At 53.2% G+C, this 18,699-nt stretch carries 16 protein-coding genes, 1 tRNA gene and 1 riboswitch; of the genes, 5 read left to right on the forward strand and 12 right to left on the reverse strand.

All coding sequences use genetic code 11. The features are described 5' to 3' along the window. Positions 1-38: 38 nt before the first annotated feature. From DBZ16_RS08960 to DBZ16_RS08985, 5 genes are all read right to left on the reverse strand, one after another. Complete coding sequence (locus DBZ16_RS08960; RefSeq protein ID WP_107813730.1) at positions 39-863, reverse strand: MBL fold metallo-hydrolase; 825 nt, start codon at positions 861-863, stop codon at positions 39-41. A 4-nt stretch (positions 864-867) separates the two neighbouring features. Continuing rightward, positions 868-1,848, reverse strand: coding sequence for an NAD-dependent epimerase/dehydratase family protein (locus DBZ16_RS08965; RefSeq protein WP_107813731.1), 981 nt, complete (start codon positions 1,846-1,848; stop codon positions 868-870). Beyond that, positions 1,845-2,849, reverse strand: a complete 1,005-nt coding sequence (locus DBZ16_RS08970; protein WP_107813732.1) for a 3-oxoacyl-[acyl-carrier-protein] synthase III C-terminal domain-containing protein — start codon at positions 2,847-2,849, stop codon at positions 1,845-1,847. Before DBZ16_RS08970 ends, DBZ16_RS08965 begins: the two co-directional genes overlap by 4 nt. 306 nt (positions 2,850-3,155) lie before the next feature. After that, on the reverse strand, positions 3,156-3,851 hold the full coding sequence (locus DBZ16_RS08980; RefSeq protein ID WP_107813733.1) for an LrgB family protein: 696 nt from the start codon (positions 3,849-3,851) through the stop codon (positions 3,156-3,158). Positions 3,852-3,863: 12 nt separating this feature from the next. Continuing rightward, positions 3,864-4,343, reverse strand: a complete 480-nt coding sequence (locus DBZ16_RS08985; RefSeq protein WP_107813734.1) for a CidA/LrgA family protein — start codon at positions 4,341-4,343, stop codon at positions 3,864-3,866. Between the two features lie 14 nt (positions 4,344-4,357). Here DBZ16_RS08985 and DBZ16_RS08990 point away from each other — a divergent pair, with 14 nt between their 5' ends. Next, entirely contained in the window at positions 4,358-5,242 is an 885-nt protein-coding gene (locus DBZ16_RS08990) for a LysR family transcriptional regulator (protein WP_107813735.1), read from the forward strand. 60 nt (positions 5,243-5,302) lie between these two features. Here the strand turns inward: DBZ16_RS08990 and DBZ16_RS08995 are convergent, their stop codons facing one another. The 3 genes from DBZ16_RS08995 to thiC all read right to left on the reverse strand — a co-directional run bounded on the left by DBZ16_RS08995 (position 5,303) and on the right by thiC (position 8,432). Further along, positions 5,303-6,199 (reverse strand): IS3 family transposase, encoded by an 897-nt coding sequence (locus tag DBZ16_RS08995; RefSeq protein ID WP_107813736.1) that lies wholly within the window; start codon positions 6,197-6,199, stop codon positions 5,303-5,305. Next, positions 6,103-6,453, reverse strand: coding sequence for a helix-turn-helix domain-containing protein (locus DBZ16_RS09000; RefSeq protein WP_234396301.1), 351 nt, complete (start codon positions 6,451-6,453; stop codon positions 6,103-6,105). The genes DBZ16_RS08995 and DBZ16_RS09000 overlap by 97 nt, the downstream gene beginning before the upstream one ends. Before the next feature lie 77 nt (positions 6,454-6,530). After that, a complete protein-coding gene (thiC, locus tag DBZ16_RS09005; RefSeq protein WP_107813738.1) occupies positions 6,531-8,432 on the reverse strand; it encodes a phosphomethylpyrimidine synthase ThiC in 1,902 nt (633 codons plus the stop codon). A gap of 91 nt (positions 8,433-8,523) precedes the next feature. Next, a riboswitch (TPP riboswitch) is annotated at positions 8,524-8,623 on the reverse strand. Between the two features lie 352 nt (positions 8,624-8,975). Between thiC and DBZ16_RS09010 the strand changes: the two genes are divergently transcribed. Then, the gene (locus tag DBZ16_RS09010) at positions 8,976-10,103 is read left to right on the forward strand and encodes a Gfo/Idh/MocA family protein (protein WP_107813739.1); all 1,128 of its coding nucleotides are present in this window, start codon (positions 8,976-8,978) and stop codon (positions 10,101-10,103) included. After that, a complete protein-coding gene (locus DBZ16_RS09015; protein ID WP_107813740.1) occupies positions 10,100-10,759 on the forward strand; it encodes an NAD(P)H-dependent oxidoreductase in 660 nt (219 codons plus the stop codon). Before DBZ16_RS09010 ends, DBZ16_RS09015 begins: the two co-directional genes overlap by 4 nt. 112 nt (positions 10,760-10,871) lie before the next feature. Here DBZ16_RS09015 and DBZ16_RS09020 read toward each other — a convergent pair whose 3' ends face one another. From DBZ16_RS09020 to DBZ16_RS09030, 3 genes are all read right to left on the reverse strand, one after another. After that, positions 10,872-12,191, reverse strand: coding sequence for an MFS transporter (locus DBZ16_RS09020; protein ID WP_107813741.1), 1,320 nt, complete (start codon positions 12,189-12,191; stop codon positions 10,872-10,874). A gap of 155 nt (positions 12,192-12,346) precedes the next feature. Continuing rightward, positions 12,347-13,804, reverse strand: a complete 1,458-nt coding sequence (locus DBZ16_RS09025; RefSeq protein ID WP_107813742.1) for a TrkH family potassium uptake protein — start codon at positions 13,802-13,804, stop codon at positions 12,347-12,349. A 482-nt stretch (positions 13,805-14,286) separates the two neighbouring features. Then, a complete protein-coding gene (locus DBZ16_RS09030; protein ID WP_107813743.1) occupies positions 14,287-15,606 on the reverse strand; it encodes a DUF445 domain-containing protein in 1,320 nt (439 codons plus the stop codon). A gap of 465 nt (positions 15,607-16,071) precedes the next feature. Here DBZ16_RS09030 and dld point away from each other — a divergent pair, with 465 nt between their 5' ends. Then, a complete protein-coding gene (gene dld, locus DBZ16_RS09035) occupies positions 16,072-17,763 on the forward strand; it encodes a D-lactate dehydrogenase (protein WP_107813744.1) in 1,692 nt (563 codons plus the stop codon). Between the two features lie 153 nt (positions 17,764-17,916). Further along, a complete protein-coding gene (locus DBZ16_RS09040) occupies positions 17,917-18,279 on the forward strand; it encodes a DUF2628 domain-containing protein (RefSeq protein ID WP_107813745.1) in 363 nt (120 codons plus the stop codon). A 263-nt stretch (positions 18,280-18,542) separates the two neighbouring features. Here DBZ16_RS09040 and DBZ16_RS09045 read toward each other — a convergent pair. Then, positions 18,543-18,619: transfer RNA gene (locus DBZ16_RS09045), tRNA-Asp, on the reverse strand. Positions 18,620-18,699: the final 80 nt, after the last annotated feature.

Genomic DNA, 18,699 nt, shown 5'->3' on the forward strand with positions numbered 1-18,699 from the left:
GAGGGGCTTAGGTTTGTTGGGTTTTCAGACGACCTGTTTTAATCCAAGCCTTCCATGCCCAAACGGCGCAAGGTGGGTTCGCAATGGCTGGGAACGAGGATGATTTCGCGGTTGCGGCGGTGGAGGTGTTGCAGGCGGTCTATGGTGGCTTGGACGGCGGAGCGGTTTTGCGCGATCAGACCGGTCAGCGGGTTGGGGCGGCGGTTGTGGCTGATGGTTGCAAACCGCCAAACGGCGTCGGCAATCAGGAAAAATTCTCCGGCTATCAGTCCGTATTGTCCGGCGGCATGGCCGGGCAGGGCGACGGCAATCAAATCGGCGCTGATGCGGTAGCCTTGTTCAAATGGGTAAAACGCTTCGTCAAGGCGGACTTCGGGCATATCTTCGATAAAGCGGGCGCGCTGCGGCAGGTCTTGGGGCAACAGCTCGCGCAGGAAGCCTTGTTTGACTTCGATGATGCGGTTGGTCAGGCTTTCGGGTTTATCGGTACGGTAAACAAAATCGTAGGCGGTACGGGAAAGGATGATTTCTGCATCGGGGAAGTCTTTGAGTCCGGCAATATGGTCGGCGTGCAGGTGGGACAGGAAGATTTGGTTGATGTCGTGCGCGGCATCGCCCAAGCGTTCGCGTATGGTCGGTTGGCTGAGGGTGACGGGCGTGGTCAGCGCGTAAAATTTTTCGGGAAAGCGGCGGCAGGCTTCGAAAAAGCGGGGCGCGTAGCCGGTATCGAACAGCAGGTTGCCGCCTTGGTGGGTGATGTGGGCGGTCATGGCGGGAAAGGCGGCTTTACGCAGGCTGCCGCCCCGTTCGACCATACATTCGGGATGGGTGCAGTAGCCGGTGTGGTAGAAACGGATGTCCATAGCTTCAGCCTTTCAAGGAACGGGCGTATTGCCGCAGTCCGTCGGCAACGCTGATTTGGGGTTCGTAGCCGAGCAGCGAACGGGCGCGGCTGATGTCTAGGGTTTGGTCGAAGGAAATCGTGCCTATGCTGTAACGGGTAACGAGGGGTTCGCGAAAGGAACGGGTCAGCCGCGCCTGTGTTTCCAGTATGCGGGCAACGCTGTCGATCAGGCGGTAGGAAACGGGTTTCAGACGACATCCGAGATGCAGGGTGTCGATGATTTGCCGGTAGAGTGTGGCGATGGTCTGCGGCTCGCCGTTGGTGATGTTGAACGGCATGGCGCGGGGCACATCGGCTTTGGCAGCCAGCATCAGGGCGTGAACGACATTGCCGACATAGGTAACGTCGACTAATGCGCCGCCTGCTTCTCGTCCGCTGCGTCGAATCAGCGGCAGAAAACCTTTTTCGGAGATTTTGAGCAGGCGCGGCAGGACGGCGGTGTCGTATTCACCGAAAATGCCACGCGGACGGATGATGACACTAGAGATGTCGGTAGCGGCGGCGACTTCTTGTTCGGCAAGGAATTTGGTGTAGGCGTAGTCGTTGACGAAGTGGCGGCTGACGAAGGTTTCGGGGACTTTATGCTGGTCGAGGTAATCGAAATAGATGCTGGGCGTGGAAACGTGTATCAGCTTGCCGATATGGTGCTGCCGCATCGCCGCTAAGACGTTTTGCGTGGCGGTCACGTTGGCGCGGTAAAAATCTTCGTAACGCCCCCACGGCGAAGACAGGGCGGCGCAATGGAACACGATATCGGCTTCGGAAAACGCCTTTAGGGTCTGATTGCGGTCAGACAAATCGAAGGCGTGAAATTCCGTCCCCAGCATTTTGCCGATTTCGGCATTGCGCCCACAGGCGGCTACTTGCCAGCCTTGGGCAAGCAGCGTCTGCACAAGGTTGCGCCCCAGTCCGCCGGTAGCGCCGGTGACGATGGCCTTTTTCATGGTTTTTCCCAAATCAGCGCACCCAAGCCTACGCCTGCGGATGTGCCGAACAGCAGAACTTTATCGCCCGAGCGGACGGGGAAGTCGGTCATCAGGTGGTGCAGCGCGGAGGGGATGGAAGCGGAGATTTGGTTGCCGTGGGTGTTGAAAATATCGACGATTTTGGCAGGGTCGAGTTTCAGACGACTGATGATGTGTTGCAAAGCGCCGCGGCTTGCTTGATGCGGAACGATCCAGTCTATGTCTGCCAACGTCAAATCTGCCTGCGCCAAAGTTTCATCCAAAAAGCCGGGTATGGCTTCGGCGGCAAGCTTGTAGAGCTTTTTGCCGTTCATGTGGAAATAGGCTTGGGAGACATAGCTTTCGGGATGTTTGGATGGATGGTTTTCATAGCCGCCCGCAGGAATGGTGCAAAATTCGTAGCCTTCGGGATGTACCTCGAATTTGCTTGCCAACACGCCGCCGCGTTCAGACGACCTGATGACTGCCGCCGCCGCGCCGTCGCCGAAAATGGTCGAACTGTGAAAATCGTTCCAGTCCAAGCCGACAGAGGCGACATCGCAGCTGATCAATAAAATGGTGGGATATTTGTATAACAGCGAATCCGCCAAATCCAAGCTGCGTAAGAACGACAAACAGGTCATGTTAACGTCGAATGCGGCAATCGGGCGGGCGGGATTCAGCAGGCGCAAGGTATGCGCGGCGTTGAAAGGAATGCATTGACGGTCGATACCCGAAGCGTTGATAACGCAGTCCACATCGTCAATCGTAATGCCTGCCGCCGCCATTGCGCTTTGCGCGGCTTGAAGCTGCATGGCATCAGCAGATTCGCCTTCTGCCAGAAAGTAGCGTTGCGCCAAGCCGCTGAGTTTTTCAGTGCGGCCTTCTTTGATGCCGAGCAGGGCGTCGATTTCGGTGGAAGGGACCAACCGTGAAGGCAGTCCTTTGCCTGTGCCGATGATATTGAGACGGAGGAATGGGTTCGGATGAGTCGTTTGCATAATATATCCGCTAGTGAGTAATACTTCAGCATAGTATTAATATTTTGTCATTGTCAACGTTTATATCCGCGGCCAACTCAAAAAAAGGTCGTCTGAAAACCTGCAAACGGCTTTTCAGACGACGTTGCCAATATCTTTGTATAGTGGATTAAATTTAAGTCAGGACAAGGCGACGAAGCCGCAGACAGTACGGATAGTACGGAACCGATTCACTTGGTGCTTCAGCACCTTAGAGAATCGTTCTCTTTGAGCTAAGACGAGGCAACGCCGTACTGGTTTAATGTTAATCCACTATAAAACTGCCGTTCAGCCCATCAGCCAAACCACCAAATGCACCATGCTCGGCCCGATGATGACCATAAACAGCCCCGCCAAAATCATGGTCAGGCTCGCCATCACGCCTTCGGTTTCGTGGCGTTGTCCGGCGCGGGAAGTGCCGAAGCCGTGGGCGGCGTTGCCCAGTGCGACACCGTTGGCAGTATGGAAACGGATGCGTGTAAACGCTAAAAACAAATCGCCGAATATCATGCCGACGAAGCCGGTGATGATGGTGAACAGTGATACCAGCGACGCCGAGCCGTGGATTTCACTTGCCAACACGACGGCAAACGGCGTTGAAATCGAGCGTGCCATCAGGCTGTTGGTGACTTCGCTGTCGAAGTGGAACATATTGCCCATCAAAAATGCGCTGGCAACGCCGACAAACATGCCGACTAAAATCGCTATCGACAGGATGGGAAGCTGGCGGCGGATGACTTCGCGGTTTTCATAAATCGGAATAGCGAAGGCGACCGTTACCGGCGTAAGCAGGAAAACGATGCCTTGCGTGTATTTGTGGTAAGTGTCGTAGGAAATGCCTAAAAGCAGCATCAGGACGATGGTGCTGACCGAGACGGTTACGACAGGCGAGAAAATCATCAGCGGTTTTTTACGGTAGATTTTTTTCGCTACGAAATAGGCGAAGCAGGTCCAGATAAAGCAGGCAAGCGCGGCGTAATCCATTTTGATTCCCTATCAGGCGTGCAGTTTTTTATACAGGCGGCGTTTCCAGCGGTAGCAGAAATTTAGTGTCAACGCCGTGCTGATCATCACCAGCGCAGTGCCGACCGCAATCGTCAGCACCAGCCGCCAACCTTCGGAAAGAAGCAAATCACGGTATTGCAATACGGATACCATAATCGGGATGAAGAAAAACACCAGTTCGCCCAATACCCATTTCGCGCCGCGCTCGACCATGCCGGTTTTAATCACGCCGCTGCCCAGCAGAGCCAGCATTAAAAACAGCCCCAATACGCCCGAAGAAACAGGCAGATGGGCAAAGCGCACCATCAAATCCGACACCAGCCACACCAAGCCGACCACGGCAAGCTGCAAGGTCGTCTGAAAAAATCGCGTCAGCGTATCCATAAGATTCATCAATCCGTAATTCAAAACGAAGGCTTGATTATAAGGACGCGGTTTACGCATAATATGAATTATCTGTACCAAAATCATGCCCAAGAGGAATAATGGATTTCAAAAGCCTGCACTGTTTCGCCGAACTCGTGCGCCTGCAAAGTTTCTCCGCCGCCGCATCCGCGCTCAACCTGACCCAACCCACCGTCAGCAAAACCATACAGGCATTGGAAGAAGAGCTGGGCGTGCCGCTGCTGGTTAAAGAAAACGGCCGCAAAAAACGCCAAGTCGCCACCACGCCCATCGGCGAAGAAGTGTACCGCCACGCGCTGAACCTCTTGCACGAACGCGACCTGCTGCTCGCCCGCATCGACGGCTACCGCCACATCAAAAGCGGCACGCTGCGGCTGGGTTTGGCACTGCTCGGCAGCGACCTCCTCAGCAACGCCCTGTTCCGCTTCCGCCGCCAATGGCCCGGCATCGAACTGACCTTCCTCGAACAAGGTTCGCTCGCCATCGAACAATCCTTGCGCAACAACGAACTCGACGCCGGACAACTGCTCGCCCCCGTCCACGAAGACTTCGACAGCATCACCCTATGCGACTACCCGCTCGTCGTCCTTATGCCGCGCGCCCAAGCCCGCCACGCCGCCCTCAGCCTCAAAAGCCTGCAACACGAACCGTTTATCCTCTTCGGCTCAGGATTTTCCCTCAACGAAACCATCCAAACCGCCTGCCGCAGCCAAGGCTTCACCCCCAACGTCGTCTGCCGCACCGGACAATGGGACCTGCTCGCCGACATGGTGGCGCACCATATGGGCATCGCCCTTCTGCCCGAATACTATGCCCGCAAAATCAACCCTGACACTTTCGCCGCCGTCCCGCTGACCGAACCCGAAATCCGCTGGCAACTGACGATGGCATGGAAAAAACACCAGCGTCCCACCCCCGCGCTCAGGGCTTGGCTGGACATCGTCAGGGAAGAGTTCAGGAAATAGAAAAAGGTCGTCTGAAAACTTGAACTGGCCCCCAAATCTTGGACACTCATAAAAGCCTATTCAGGCGCTCTGTGCAAGCTGGGTTCTGTATGCGACAGGACTCAGCTTTTTCAATTTCAAACTGCAACGCTCCCGGTTGTAGTAATCCATATAGTCATCTATCTGCTTCATCAATTCGTCTACCGTCAATTCACCTGCGTTATAGAAACACTCCGTCTTCAACACCGCAAAGAAGCTCTCCATCGGCGCATTGTCCCAACAGTTCGCCTTTCGCGACATGCTTTGAACCATGGAATGCTCCGCAAGCAATTCCCTATACCCCGCCGTACGGTACAGCACACCTTGGTCCGAATGAAGCATCGTTCCTTTATCAGTCAGACAGGGGGCGGCTTTTTCGAGCATTTCCTTCACCATTTCGCTGTTGGCATTGCGGCTCATGGCGTAGGCGACGATTTCCCGGTTGAACAAGTCCAAGATTGGCGAGAGGTACAGTTTGCCGTCTTTTCCTTTGAGTTCGGTAACGTCGGTCAGCCATTTTTCGTTGGGCTTTCGGGCTTTGAACCGGCGTTTGAGGAGGTGTTCCGATATCTCGCCCATGGCGGGATGGCGGTAGGCTTTTTTCGCCCGTATGAGGGCTTTCAGCCCCATCTGCTTCATCAACCGCGCCACTTTTTTGCGGTTCCAATCTAATGCTGCGGCAATGCGCCTTTGTCCGTAGCGTCCTTTATGCCGCCGGTAGGTTTCGACGAGGAGGGCTTTGTCGGCTGCGTCGGGATCGGGTCGGTCTTGGTGATGGTAGTAAAAGCTGCTTTTGGGCAGGTTTGCAATGTGTAGCAGGTATTTGAGCGGGTGTTGCGCCCTCAGTGTTTGGACGGTTTGGCTTTGTCCTTTTCGGTCTGTTTTTGGCTGAGGGCTTTTAACTCCTTTAGGTAGGCGACCTCTGCGCGCATATAGCACAGTTCTTCAATAAGCTCTGCCTGTGTTTTTTCTTGGTCGGGTTTATCTGCGATGAAGGGGTTTTTGCGGTGTTGGGGCATGGTTTTGGATTGGGGATGTTCGAGTGCGCCGATACCGCCTTCTTGATAGGCGCGTATCCATCGTCTCAGGTGGGTTCGGGAAATGCCGTAGTGGTCTGCGGTACGTTGTTGGCTGCGTATATGCAGGTAGTGGAGTACGGCTTGGTATTTGAAGTGTAATGTATATTTGGTCATAAAAAAACTGCACCTTGTGAGTTGGAGGGGATGTCCAACTTTTGGGGTGCAGTTCAAACTTTCAGACGACCTTTTTATCAACTGTAAATCTCAGCCCCTTTCTTCACAAACTCGACCGCTTTTTCCTCCATGCCCTGCCGCTGGGCTTTTTGCTTGTCGGCGTAGTCGCGTACTTCCTGCGTGATTTTCATCGAGCAGAATTTGGGGCCGCACATTGAGCAGAAGTGGGCGATTTTTGCGCCTTCGGCAGGCAGGGTTTCGTCGTGGAAGCTCTCGGCGCGTTCGGGGTCGAGGCTTAAGCGGAATTGGTCGCGCCAGCGGAACTCGAAACGCGCCTTGCTCAGAGCGTTGTCGCGTAATTGTGCGCCCGGCCAGCCTTTGGCGAGGTCGGCGGCATGGGCGGCGAGTTTGTAGGTGATGATGCCGGTGCGCACGTCTTCTTTGTCGGGCAGGCCCAAATGCTCTTTCGGGGTAACGTAGCAGAGCATGGCTGTGCCGTACCAGCCGATATTGGTCGCGCCTATGCCAGAGGTGATGTGGTCGTAGCCGGGGGCGATGTCGGTAACAAGCGGGCCGAGTGTGTAGAAAGGCGCTTCAAAGCAGTGTTGCAGCTCTTCGGTCATGTTTTCTTTGACGCGTTGCAACGGCACATGGCCGGGGCCTTCGATCATGACTTGTACGTCGTGTTCCCACGCTTTGGCGGTCAATTCGCCCAAGGTGTGCAGTTCAGCGAACTGCGCTTCGTCGTTGGCATCGGCAATGCAGCCGGGGCGCAGGCCGTCGCCGAGGCTGAACGACACGTCGTAGGCTTTCATGATTTCGCAGATTTCGTCGAAATGCGTGTAGAGGAAGTTTTCCTGATGATGGGCGAGACACCATTTCGCCATGATGGAACCGCCGCGCGATACGATGCCGGTGAGGCGGTTGGCGGTCATCGGCACATAACGCAGCAACACGCCCGCGTGTATGGTGAAATAGTCCACGCCTTGTTCCGCCTGCTCGATTAAGGTGTCGCGGAACAAATCCCAAGTCAAATCTTCGGCAATGCCGCCGGTTTTTTCCAAAGCCTGATAGATGGGCACCGTGCCGATGGGAACGGGCGCGTTGCGGATAATCCATTCGCGCGTTTCGTGGATATGCGCGCCGGTAGACAAATCCATAATCGTGTCCGCGCCCCAACGCAGCGACCACACCATTTTTTCGACTTCTTCGGTCAGGCTGGAGGTGACGGCGGAGTTGCCCAAGTTGCCGTTGATTTTGACACGGAAGTTGCGGCCGATAATCATCGGTTCGAGTTCGGGATGGTTGATGTTGGTGGGGATAATCGCGCGTCCCGCAGCGATTTCTTGGCGCACAAATTCGGGGGTGATTTGGTCGGGATGGGTCGGGATGTTCGCGCCGAAACTTTGTCCTGCGTGTTGTTTCAAGAGCTTGGCGTATTCGGGCCGTCTGAAAAGCTCGTCCAGCTTCATGCGTTCGCGTATGGCGGCAAACTCCATTTCGGGCGTGATGATGCCGCGGCGCGCATAGTGAAGCTGGGTTACGTTGCTGCCGCTTTTCGCGCGGCGGGGGCGGGTGATTTGGTTGAAACGCAGATGGGCGGTTTGCGGGTCGTGCGCGCGTTCGATGCCGTATTCGCTGGAGAGCTTGGGCAGGATTTCGGTATCGCCGCGTTCGTCCAGCCATGCGGTGCGGATGTGCGGCAGACCTTGTTTCAAGTCGATGTGTGCCGCCGGATCGCCGTACACGCCGCTGGTGTCATAGACGGGAATCGGCGGATTGGCTTCCGTGCCTTGCGCCGTGTAGGTGTCGTCCTGACGGATTTCGCGCAAAGGCACGCGGATGTCGTCGCGGCTGCCTTGCAGATACACGCGTTCGGAGTTCGGATATTTGAAGCGGATGCCGATGTCTTCGCTCAAGTCGGCAAGCTCGCGCGCTTCGTTGCCGGAGGTTTTGGCGGGTTTCTTTGGTGTAGTCATAAAAAATGCTCCTGTTTTCTCGTTTGAAAAGAAGAAACAGGAGCGTTTTGCTTTTTCAGACGACCCCATATCAAAAAAGGTCGTCTGAAAGACAGAATCCGTGAAAACTCCCCACGCAGGTATTATCCCGATCGGGTGTAAAGGGTATTTCTCAGCCGCCTGAACATCAGGCAGCACCCCTGTTTCGTAAGAATAGGATTATAAACCACGATACGCATTTGTTGTAAATTATAGTGGATTAACTTTAAACCAGTACGGTGTTGCCTCGCCTTAGCTTAAAGAGAACGATTCTCTAAGGTGCTGAAGCACCAAGTGAATCGGTTCCGTACTATCTGTACTGTCTGCGGCTTCGTCGCCTTGTCCTGATTTTTGTTAATCCACTATAACTTCATTCCTTCATGCGTTTGAAAAGAAGGCGAGACGGCGGAAAGCAAACCCATATCCTGCCGCTCCGTCAAATTTTTCATAATTTTAGGTATCGGTTGACGGCTGATTTCTCTATAATCTTTTCCCGTTTTTTATACCTGTGTACGTCGTCTGAAAATGTCTGAACCCATCTCCGATCGCAAAATCAAATTCGCCTTAGTCGGTTGCGGCCGTATTTCCAACAATCATTTCGGCTCGTTTGAAGTGTTGCAAGAAGATTGCGAACTCGTTGCCGTATGCGACACCGACCCTGCCGCGCTTGAGGCGGCGGTCAAGCGCACCGGCGCGAAAGGTTATGCCCGCTATACGGAAATGCTGGCGGAAACCGATGCCGACGTAATCGTCATCACCACGCCGTCCGGCTTGCATCCTGAGCAGGCGGTTGAGGCGTTGGAAGCGGGTTTTCACGTCGTTACCGAAAAACCGATGGCGACTTGTTTTACGGACGGCGAGCGCATGGTTCAAACCGCCGATAAAGCAGGCAAACGTTTGTTTGTCGTGAAACAAAACCGCCTCAACGCCACGCTGCAACTGCTCAAACGCGCGGTCACGGAGCAACGCTTCGGCAAAATCTATATGGTGCATTTGAATGTTTTTTGGACGCGTCCGCAGTCGTATTACGACCAAGGAGGCGGTTGGCGCGGCACTTGGAAGCTGGACGGCGGCGCGTTCATGAACCAAGCCAGCCACTACGTCGATTTGATGGAATGGCTCATCGGCCCGGTGGCGGAAGTGCAGGCGATGATTGCGACCCACCGCAAAATTGAAGCCGAAGACACGGGCGTGATGAATCTCCGTTGGCGCGACGGCACGCTCGGTTCGATGGCGGTGACCATGTGCACCTATCCGAAAAACCTCGAAGGCTCGATTACCATTTTGGGCGAAACCGGCACGGTACGCATCGGCGGCATGGCGGTGAACGAAATTCAGGAATGGAATTTTGCCAACGAGTGCGATTACGACGAACAAGTCAAAACCGCCAATTATGAAACCACGTCGGTGTACGGTTTCGGGCATCCGCTGTATTATCGGAATGTTGTCGATGTGTTGCGCGGCAAAGCCGAGCCTGTTGTCGACGGGCGCGAAGGCTTGAAATCGCTGGAGCTGATTAACGCCGCCTATCTTTCTGCACACAACCGTCAAACGGTTTCGCTGCCGCTGGTGTTGCAGACTTTGCGAACGTTTGACCATTCTGATTGTCCGAAAGGAAGCCCCTTCCATACTCAATCAAAGGAATCATCATGATACTGACCCGCGAACAAGCCCTCGAAATTTTCAAACGCCGCGTTTCCGTCCGCTACTACGACCCTGCGCGCAAAATCAGTGCCGAAGATTTTGCCGCCATTCTTGATTTCGGGCGGCTCTCGCCCAGCTCCGTAGGCTGCGAGCCGTGGCAGTTTGTGGTTGTGCAGAACGCGGCATTGCGCGAAAAAATCAAACCCTTCGCTTGGGGGATGCAGGCTTCCATTTCGGATGCCAGTCATGTCGTTTTCCTGTTGGCACGAAAACACGCCCGCTACGACAGCCCCGCTTTTGAAGAGCTGATGGACAGACGCGGTATGACCGCCGAAGAGAGGGCGGGCGCATTTGAACGCTACCGCCGTTTCCAAACCCACGATATGCCCATCGCCGACGACGAACGCGCCTTGTTTGACTGGGCAAGCAAGCAAACCTACATCGCGCTGGGCAATATGCTCACCGGCGCGGCGATGCTCGGCATCGATTCTTGCGCTATCGAAGGCATGGAGTATGCCGCAGTAGAAAAAATCCTTGCCGAAGCCGGATTGCTCGACCCTGAAAATTACGGCTTGTCCGTCGCCGCAACCTTCGGCTACCGTGTGCGCGACATTAACCCGAAACCGCGCCGCGATGCGTCGGAAACGGTGATTTGGGCAGAGTAGGGCGCGTAGCCGGATTTCAATGAAATAGGTCGTCTGAAAGTGTTGTTTGACTTCGGTGAAGTGACACTTTCAGACGACTTTTTATTTGGCGGGATGATTTGAAGAACGGCGTTTATCCGTTGATGTCTTCCAGCGTCCTGCCTTTGGTTTCTTCGCCCAATATCAACACGACGGCGACAATCAGCAGCATGACCAGCGCGAACATCATGAAAATATTGCTGAACCCGCTGCTGCCGCCAATCATCGCGGCAACCGCCATCGGAGCGAGGATGCCGCCGATGCGTCCGATTGCGCCCGCCCAGCCGGAGGCGAAGGCACGGAAGCGGAGGGGGTAGAGTTCGGGCGTGTAGGTGTATAAAACGCCCCATGCGCCGAGGTTGAAGAACGACATCAGGCTGCCCCATGCCATGACTTCGGCGGCGCTGCTGCTTTGCCCGAAAAACCACGCGCAGACGGCGCAGGCGGCGAGAAAGCCCGCCAATGTCGCTTTGCGCCCGATTTTTTCCACCAATGCCGCCGCCGCGATGTAGCCGGGCAGTTGCGCCACTATCATCACCAGTACATATTCAAAGGTTTTAACCACCGTATTGCCTTGTTCGACCAAGAGTTTCGGCAGCCAAGTAAAAATGCCGTAATAGGAAAAGACGATGCCGAACCAAACCAGCCACAGCATCAGCGTGCGCCGTGCGAAAGGCTGTTGCCATAATTGTATGAAACGGATGCGCTGTTTTTCCTGTTGTGGCGGTGCGATGGCGGTTGCGGCGGGCGTCATCCCCGTTTCCTCTTCCAAGCGGCTGACCAGCCGGTGCGCTTCGTCCGTTTTGCCTTGCGAGAGCAGGTAGGGTATGGATTCGGGGATGAATTTCAACACTATCGGGATATACAAAATCGGCAACGCGCCGATTAAAAACGCGCTGTGCCAGCCGGTTTGCGGAATGAAGAAATACGACACCAAAGCGGCGGCAAGCCAGCCCAAGCCCCAAAAACTTTCCAGCAACACGATGAAGCGACCGCGTACTTTCGGTGGCGCATATTCGCTGACCAAGGACACCGCGACGGGGAGCTGTCCGCCCAATCCTACGCCGACGAAGAAGCGGAAAAATAAAAGCGCGGACAGGTTGGGTGCAAACGCGCATAAACCCGTTGCCACGCTGTACACCGCCATCGTCCCGGCAAAAACGGTTTTCCTGCCGAAGCGGTCGGCAAACCAGCCGCTGATGACTGCGCCCAGTGCCATGCCGACAAAAGAGATGCTGACGATCCAGCCCAATTGCGCCGGCGCAAGCGACCAGTCTTTGCCCAGCTCGGGCAGGATAAACGACACCAACCCCGTATCCATCGCGTCAAACAGCCAGCCGATACCGACCAGTACCAAAAGCCTGTAATGAAACTTGCTCGGCGGTAAGTTTTGCAGGCGGGTAAGAATATCCATCGTATTTTCCTTTGCTTTTTTGTTTTGATGTTGTGGTTTAAAGTAGAGCCACTCCTATTTAAGGCTTGCTGCTTGTGTTCATCAGTCAGATGCAGCTTGCCTGATAACGAAAAGGTCGTCTGAAAACCCGAAATCCGTTTTCAGACGACCTGTCTTTATTTTTTCCAATAAGCCGGTGTCAGCAGAATCAACACGGTAAAAATTTCCAAGCGTCCCAGCAGCATGACGGCCGAACACAGCCATTTTTGCACATCGCTCAATACCGCATAGCTGCCTGCCGGCCCTACTTCGCCCAAGCCCGGTCCTGCATTGGTAATGCACGCGATGACGGCGGTGAAGGCGGAGATAAATTCCATCCCGCTTGCCATCAGCAAAAAGCTGAACACAATCGTCGTCATGAAATAAATCGAAATAAACGCCATCACTGTCAACGCCATACGGTCGGGAATCATGCGTCCGTTTACCTTTACCGTGCGCACTGCTCTCGGGTGCAGCAGAATCATCATCTCGCGCAGACTGAATTTGAACAAAACCAACGCCCGCACGTTTTTAATGCCGCCGCCCATAGAGCCGGAGCTTGCCAACAGGTTGGACAGGAAAAACATCCACAGCGACACGATCAGCGGCCATTGCGCAAAATCCGTGTTGGAAAAACCGCTTGCCAGTCCGATGGAGACAAAGTTGAAGCTCACAAAACGCAGCGAATCTCCAAAGGTTGCATAAAAATCCTTCTGCCACAGATACACCGCCGACATCAAAATACTCACCGCCAGCAGCGACAGCAGTACGCGGCATTCCTCGTCCCGCCAATAAGATTTGAGCGAGCGTCGTGTCAGCGCCGTGAAATGCGTAGCGAAATTCACACCGCCCCAGAGCGTGAAAAACATAATCGCCCATTCGACGGACAGTGAATCAAAATAGGCGATGCTGGCATCGTGTGTCGAGAAACCGCCCAGCGACACCGCCGACATCGCGTGGCAAAGCGCGTCAAACCAGCTCATCCCCGCAAAATGCAGCGTCAGAAAAGCCGCCGTCGTCGTCATCGTATAGAAAAACCAAAGCTTTTTTGCCACCTGCGAAATGCGCGGTGCCATCTTGCTTTCTTTGTCCATCCCCGGAATTTCAGCCTTGAAGAGCTGCGTTCCGCCCACGCCCAGCATCGGCAGAATCGCTACCGCCAGCACGATGATACCCATGCCGCCCAGCCAGTTGAGCATATGCCGCCAAAAATTTATTGACGGAGCCAGCGTGTCCAAACTCGTCATGACCGTCGCGCCCGTCGTCGTCAGTCCGGACATCGCCTCAAAAAACGCATCGGTAAAACTGATGCCCGGGATGTGAATATAAATCGGCATTGCCGCCACCAGCGCAAACGCCAGCCACAACATCAAAACCAACGTAAACCCGTCGCGCGGACGCAGCTCGCGGCGGAAATGGAAGGTCATCAGCCAAACCGCGCAAGAGGTCAGCGTCGTTGCCAAAGCCGTGTAGGCAAACGCCGGAAACGCGTTGTCCAGAAAAAAATACGACATCAACGTCGGTACTGCGAGCACCATGGAAAACAGCAGCCCCAGTCTGGACAAAACGTGGACAATAGGGAGGAACTTATACATATCAATCTTAAATAGGGGTCGTCTGAACGGCGTAATGGGTTTGAAGTTGCCGTCCATATCCGCCTGTGAAATTTCATACTCAAGCCGTCAAAAGCGGCTGAGAAACTTTCAGACGACCTGTTTCACAGACCATCCTTAGCAGGCAGGAACAAAAATTCGGTCCGTAATTTTATCAAATTAGGCAAATGGCGTTATTGATATTTTACAGTCGGAAAAAGCAGGGGGTCGTCTGAAAAGGGCAGCTTCAATCGACACAAACGGACGAAGTAGGGATAAAATGCCGATTGCTTTTTGCGCCGTTGAACTTTTCAGACGACCCCTTTTCATATAGTGGATTAACAAAAATCAGGACAAGGCGACGAAGCCGCAGACAGTACAGATAGTACGGAACCGATTCACTTGGTGCTTCAGCACCTTAGAGAATCGTTCTCTTTGAGCTAAGGCGAGGCAACGCCGTACTGGTTTAAATTTAATCCACTATACTATCCCGCCAGCCACAGCGATACCGTATAAATCACCAGTCCGACCAGACCGCCGACAAGCGTGCCGTTGATGCGGATATATTGCAAATCCTTGCCCACGCTCAATTCCAGTTTTTCCACCATCAGGCGGCTGTCCCAGCCTTTGACTTTGTCCGCGACGAACAAAGCGGCCTTATCTTTATAACGCATCACAAAATCCCGAACCAAAAGCGAAATCCGCACATCCGCCCGCCGCATAAATTGCGGGTAGGCTTGGGCTTGCGAACGCATATGATCCAGCAGCTTTTCCAGTTGCGCTTGGCACAAAGAGTCTTGTTTTTCCACATCTTCGCGCGCCCAGTCCAAAATGCCGCGCCATAAGGTCATGATTTGACGTTGCAGGGCAGGCGATTGCGCGAATTGTTTTTTGAATTTGTCCAGGCGGCGGTGCCACAGGCGCGATGTGGTCAGGCGTTCAGTCAGTTCGTCGTATTGCACCAAGAATTGTCGGCGCAGCGCGTTGTCCTGCTTGTCCGCGGTTGCCAAATAGCCGTCTATCCATGCCAACGCTTTTTCTGCCGCCCAATCATCGACTTTCTCCACCAAGGTCGATTTCACCGCCGCTTTAAGCCTGTCCCAAGTTCCGGGATTGCCGCCTTCGATTTTTGCCGCCCATTCGCGCAGATTCTGCTCCAACATTTCGTGGGTTTCCGGCGTTTTCAGCCAACGCCGAATCTGACGGAGCAGGCTTTCAAACGCTTTTTCGTGCATCCCTTGCGCTTTCAACAGCCGCAAACCGTCGGCAAGCGTGTTGCCGATTTGTTCTCCGCTGTAACGTTCTTCTAACAGCATCGCCGTAAAACGCGCCGTCTGTTCCGGTTTGGCGATAGCAAGCAGGGTGGGAATCTGCTTGAAAAGCCACGGCAGCCAATGCGATTTTACGTCTTCGCCGTCCAGCCATTTCAATAATTTATCGCTGGGCTGCGCTTGGTAAATGCGCATGGCGATGGGTTTGCCCTGCAAAAAATTATGTTCGATAAACCGTCCCAATTCATCGCCGATACGCGCCTGATTGCGCGGCAAAATCGCGGTATGGGGAATCGGCAGTCCGAGAGGTCGTCTGAAAAGCGCGGTTACGGCAAACCAGTCCGCCAGCGCACCTACCATCGCCGCTTCGGCAAACGCTTTGACAAATCCCAACCAAGGATATTGGCGCACATAAACAGCGGAGGCTGCAAACAGCCCGCACGCAAGAAGCAGCAAGCCCGTCGCCCAACGCCTGCTTTTTGCCAACTTTTTGCGCGCTTCATTTAAGCGGACTTGTTCCGAAAGGGTGTGCATTCCTTGTCCTTTTTTGAAAATCGGGATTTTTGAGTGGGTGTGTTTGATCAATCGGATTATACGCCGTATTGCCTAATTTTTAATCATTGTATATTTTTGTCGTAAATAGAATAAGTTAGATAACTTTTCCACAGACTGCACACACAAAGGCAAACACTCTATGTGACTAAACCGACAAACTGCCCATTTTTTAAGCACTATATTTTTTTGTTTGATTATCAAAAGGTAATAGAACTTATTCACAGGCTGTTCACATCGTTCGGCAAAGAAATTGTGTATAGCGGGGAAGATGGTTAATCAAAGGGTAGGGCGTGCGGACGGATGGTGTGTATGCTTCAAATATCATCAGGTTCGTGGTTTGTAACATTCCCTTGCCGGACCGTATTCAGACGACCTTTACTTTACCGTGTACCATTACTACAATCACTATTTTAATCCAATAAAACCAGCCCCAAGGAGCGCATTATGACCGCCTCGCAATTAATCAGCAGCCTGACCCAAACCGTCGGCGAAAAATACATCATCACCGATCCCGCGAAAACTGAACAATACCGCCAAGGCTACCGTTTCGGCGAGGGCAAGGCGTTGGCTGTGGTGCGCCCCGGAACCATTCTGGAAATGTGGAAAATTTTGCAGGCTTGCGTTGAGGCAGACGTGATTGTGATTACGCAGGCGGCGAATACCGGTTTGACAGGCGGCTCGACTCCCGACGGCAACGATTACGATCGCGACATCGTGATTGTGAACACCATGCGGATGAACATCATCCAAACCATCAACAACAACGAACAAGTCGTTTGCCTGCCCGGTTCGACCCTGAACCAGCTCGAATTGCTGCTGAAACCTTTGGGGCGCGAACCGCATTCGGTTATCGGTTCTTCATGTATCGGCGCGTCCGTTTTGGGCGGCGTGTGTAACAACTCCGGCGGCGCATTGGTGCAGCGCGGCCCAGCCTACACGGAAATGGCGCTGTTCGCCCAAATCAACGAAGAGGGCAAACTGGAGCTGGTCAACCATTTGGGCATAGATTTGGGCGACACGCCCGAAGAAATCCTGACCAATCTTCAAGGTCATCATTATCAGAGAAAAGACATCACGCAAGACGCAGGCAAAGGACACGACCATGCCTATTGTGACCATGTCCGCCAAGTGGACGAGCCGACCGCCGCGCGTTTCAATGCCGACCCGGCGCGCCATTACGAAGCGTCCGGTTGCGCAGGCAAACTGATGGTTTTCGCCGTCCGCTTGGACACCTTCCCGCAAGAGAAGCAAACTGTCGTGTTCTACATCGGCACCAACGACATCAACGAGCTGACCGACATCCGCCGCGCCGCCTTGGGCGAATTTGAAAGTCTGCCCGTTTCTGGCGAATACATCCATCGCGACGCTTTCGATATTGCCGACGTGTACGGCAAAGACACGTTCTACGTCATCAAGAAATTCGGTACACACCAACTGCCGAAATTATTTGATTTCAAAGCTAAAGTTGACCGATTCGGCAAAAAAGTCAGCTTCCTGCCCAAACATTTTTCCGACAAGGTCATGCAGTTCGTCAGCAAATATCTGCCTGATCACCTGCCCAAATCCATGCGCGATTACCGCGACAAATACGAACACCATCTGATTCTGAAAATGGGTGGAAAAGGCGTCGATGAAGCGCGCGCGTTCCTGAAAGAGTATTTTGCACACCACGGCGGCGCGTTTTTCGAATGCAACGCCGAAGAAACCCAAGCCGCCATGCTGCACCGTTTTGCCGTCGCCTCAGCCGCCATCCGCTACCGCGCCGTGCATGACGACGAAGTGGAAGACTTGGTCGCGCTGGACATCGCCCTGCGCCGCGACGACCGCGACTGGTTTGAAAAACTGCCGTCGGAAATCGACAATAAAATCATCCACAAGCTCTACTACGGACATTTCATGTGCCACGTTTTCCATCAGGATTACATCATCAAAAAAGGCAACGACTGCATGGCATTGGAACACGAAATGCTGCATCTCTTAGACCAACGTGGCGCGCAGTATCCTGCCGAACACAACGTCGGCCATTTATACGAAGCGAAACCCGCGCTCAAACAGTTCTACCGCAAACTAGACCCGACCAACAGCTTCAATCCGGGCATAGGCAAAACCAGCAAGAAGAAAAACTGGGCTGAATGATAAGGTAGGGATTGTATAAGTGAATGAAGAAAGGTCGTCTGAAAACCGAATCGAGTTTTCAGACGACCGTTTATCTTATAATGATTCAACTTTTTAATATATTTTGATAGAATAATGACGTTAACTTTTTAAGGTATAAAAGAAAGGTGTTTTATGAAGCTTTACAAGATTTTTAAAAATCCTATGAACCAGTACGAGGCAGTCAAACAAGGCTGGTCTTGGCCTGCATTTCTCTTTGGGGCTATTTGGGCTTGTGTGAAAAAAATGTGGGGTTTGGGGATTGGAATTTTTGTCACTTTTGTTGTGTTAGCTGTATTAGCTGGTCAGAATGAGATGTTTGGTGCCATCATCAACCTTCTTAGTCTCGGCGTTGGTATTGTACTTGGCATGCAAGGTAATACTCTGCGTGAAAAAAATCTGGTTAAACGCGGTTATGTAGAAGTACCTCAAGTTATTAATGCCGCTAACCCTGAAGCTGCAATTGCCCAATATATTGCTGAATATGGTCATAAATAAGGTTTTTTGAGATATAAGGTCGTCTGAAAACAAACCTAGCGTATTCTATTCAAACGCTTAAGCTGTTTTCAGACGACCTTTTTAAAATTATAGTGGATTAACTTTAAACCAGTACGGCGTTGCCTCGCCTTGCCGTACTATCTGTACTGTCTGCGGCTTCGTCGCCTTGTCCTGATTTAAATTTAATCCACTATAAGTACCCAATATATAAAATGCATCGACCAAAAAAATAAAAGCATCGACAAATCGGTGCTTTTTAAATTTGGCGCGGCGGACGGGGCTCGAACCCGCGCCCCCCGGCGTGACAGGCCGGTACTCTAACCAACTGAGCTACCACCGCGCATCATTGTTTTGCAACAATGAAAGGAAACTTGGTGGGTGATGACGGAGTCGAACCGCCGACATTCTGCTTGTAAGGCA

Origin of the sequence: Neisseria sicca (assembly GCF_003044565.1) — a bacterium.
Classification (GTDB): domain Bacteria; phylum Pseudomonadota; class Gammaproteobacteria; order Burkholderiales; family Neisseriaceae; genus Neisseria; species Neisseria sicca_A.

Coding starts and splice junctions, on each gene's coding strand:
- DBZ16_RS08960 (WP_107813730.1), bottom strand. CDS start 863: ATGGACATCCGTTTCTACCACACCGGCTACTGCACCCATCCCGAATGT.
- DBZ16_RS08965 (WP_107813731.1), bottom strand. CDS start 1,848: ATGAAAAAGGCCATCGTCACCGGCGCTACCGGCGGACTGGGGCGCAAC.
- DBZ16_RS08970 (WP_107813732.1), bottom strand. CDS start 2,849: ATGCAAACGACTCATCCGAACCCATTCCTCCGTCTCAATATCATCGGC.
- DBZ16_RS08980 (WP_107813733.1), bottom strand. CDS start 3,851: ATGGATTACGCCGCGCTTGCCTGCTTTATCTGGACCTGCTTCGCCTAT.
- DBZ16_RS08985 (WP_107813734.1), bottom strand. CDS start 4,343: ATGATTTTGGTACAGATAATTCATATTATGCGTAAACCGCGTCCTTAT.
- DBZ16_RS08990 (WP_107813735.1), top strand. CDS start 4,358: ATGGATTTCAAAAGCCTGCACTGTTTCGCCGAACTCGTGCGCCTGCAA.
- DBZ16_RS09000 (WP_234396301.1), bottom strand. CDS start 6,453: ATGACCAAATATACATTACACTTCAAATACCAAGCCGTACTCCACTAC.
- thiC (WP_107813738.1), bottom strand. CDS start 8,432: ATGACTACACCAAAGAAACCCGCCAAAACCTCCGGCAACGAAGCGCGC.
- DBZ16_RS09010 (WP_107813739.1), top strand. CDS start 8,976: ATGTCTGAACCCATCTCCGATCGCAAAATCAAATTCGCCTTAGTCGGT.
- DBZ16_RS09015 (WP_107813740.1), top strand. CDS start 10,100: ATGATACTGACCCGCGAACAAGCCCTCGAAATTTTCAAACGCCGCGTT.
- DBZ16_RS09020 (WP_107813741.1), bottom strand. CDS start 12,191: ATGGATATTCTTACCCGCCTGCAAAACTTACCGCCGAGCAAGTTTCAT.
- DBZ16_RS09025 (WP_107813742.1), bottom strand. CDS start 13,804: ATGTATAAGTTCCTCCCTATTGTCCACGTTTTGTCCAGACTGGGGCTG.
- DBZ16_RS09030 (WP_107813743.1), bottom strand. CDS start 15,606: ATGCACACCCTTTCGGAACAAGTCCGCTTAAATGAAGCGCGCAAAAAG.
- dld (WP_107813744.1), top strand. CDS start 16,072: ATGACCGCCTCGCAATTAATCAGCAGCCTGACCCAAACCGTCGGCGAA.
- DBZ16_RS09040 (WP_107813745.1), top strand. CDS start 17,917: ATGAAGCTTTACAAGATTTTTAAAAATCCTATGAACCAGTACGAGGCA.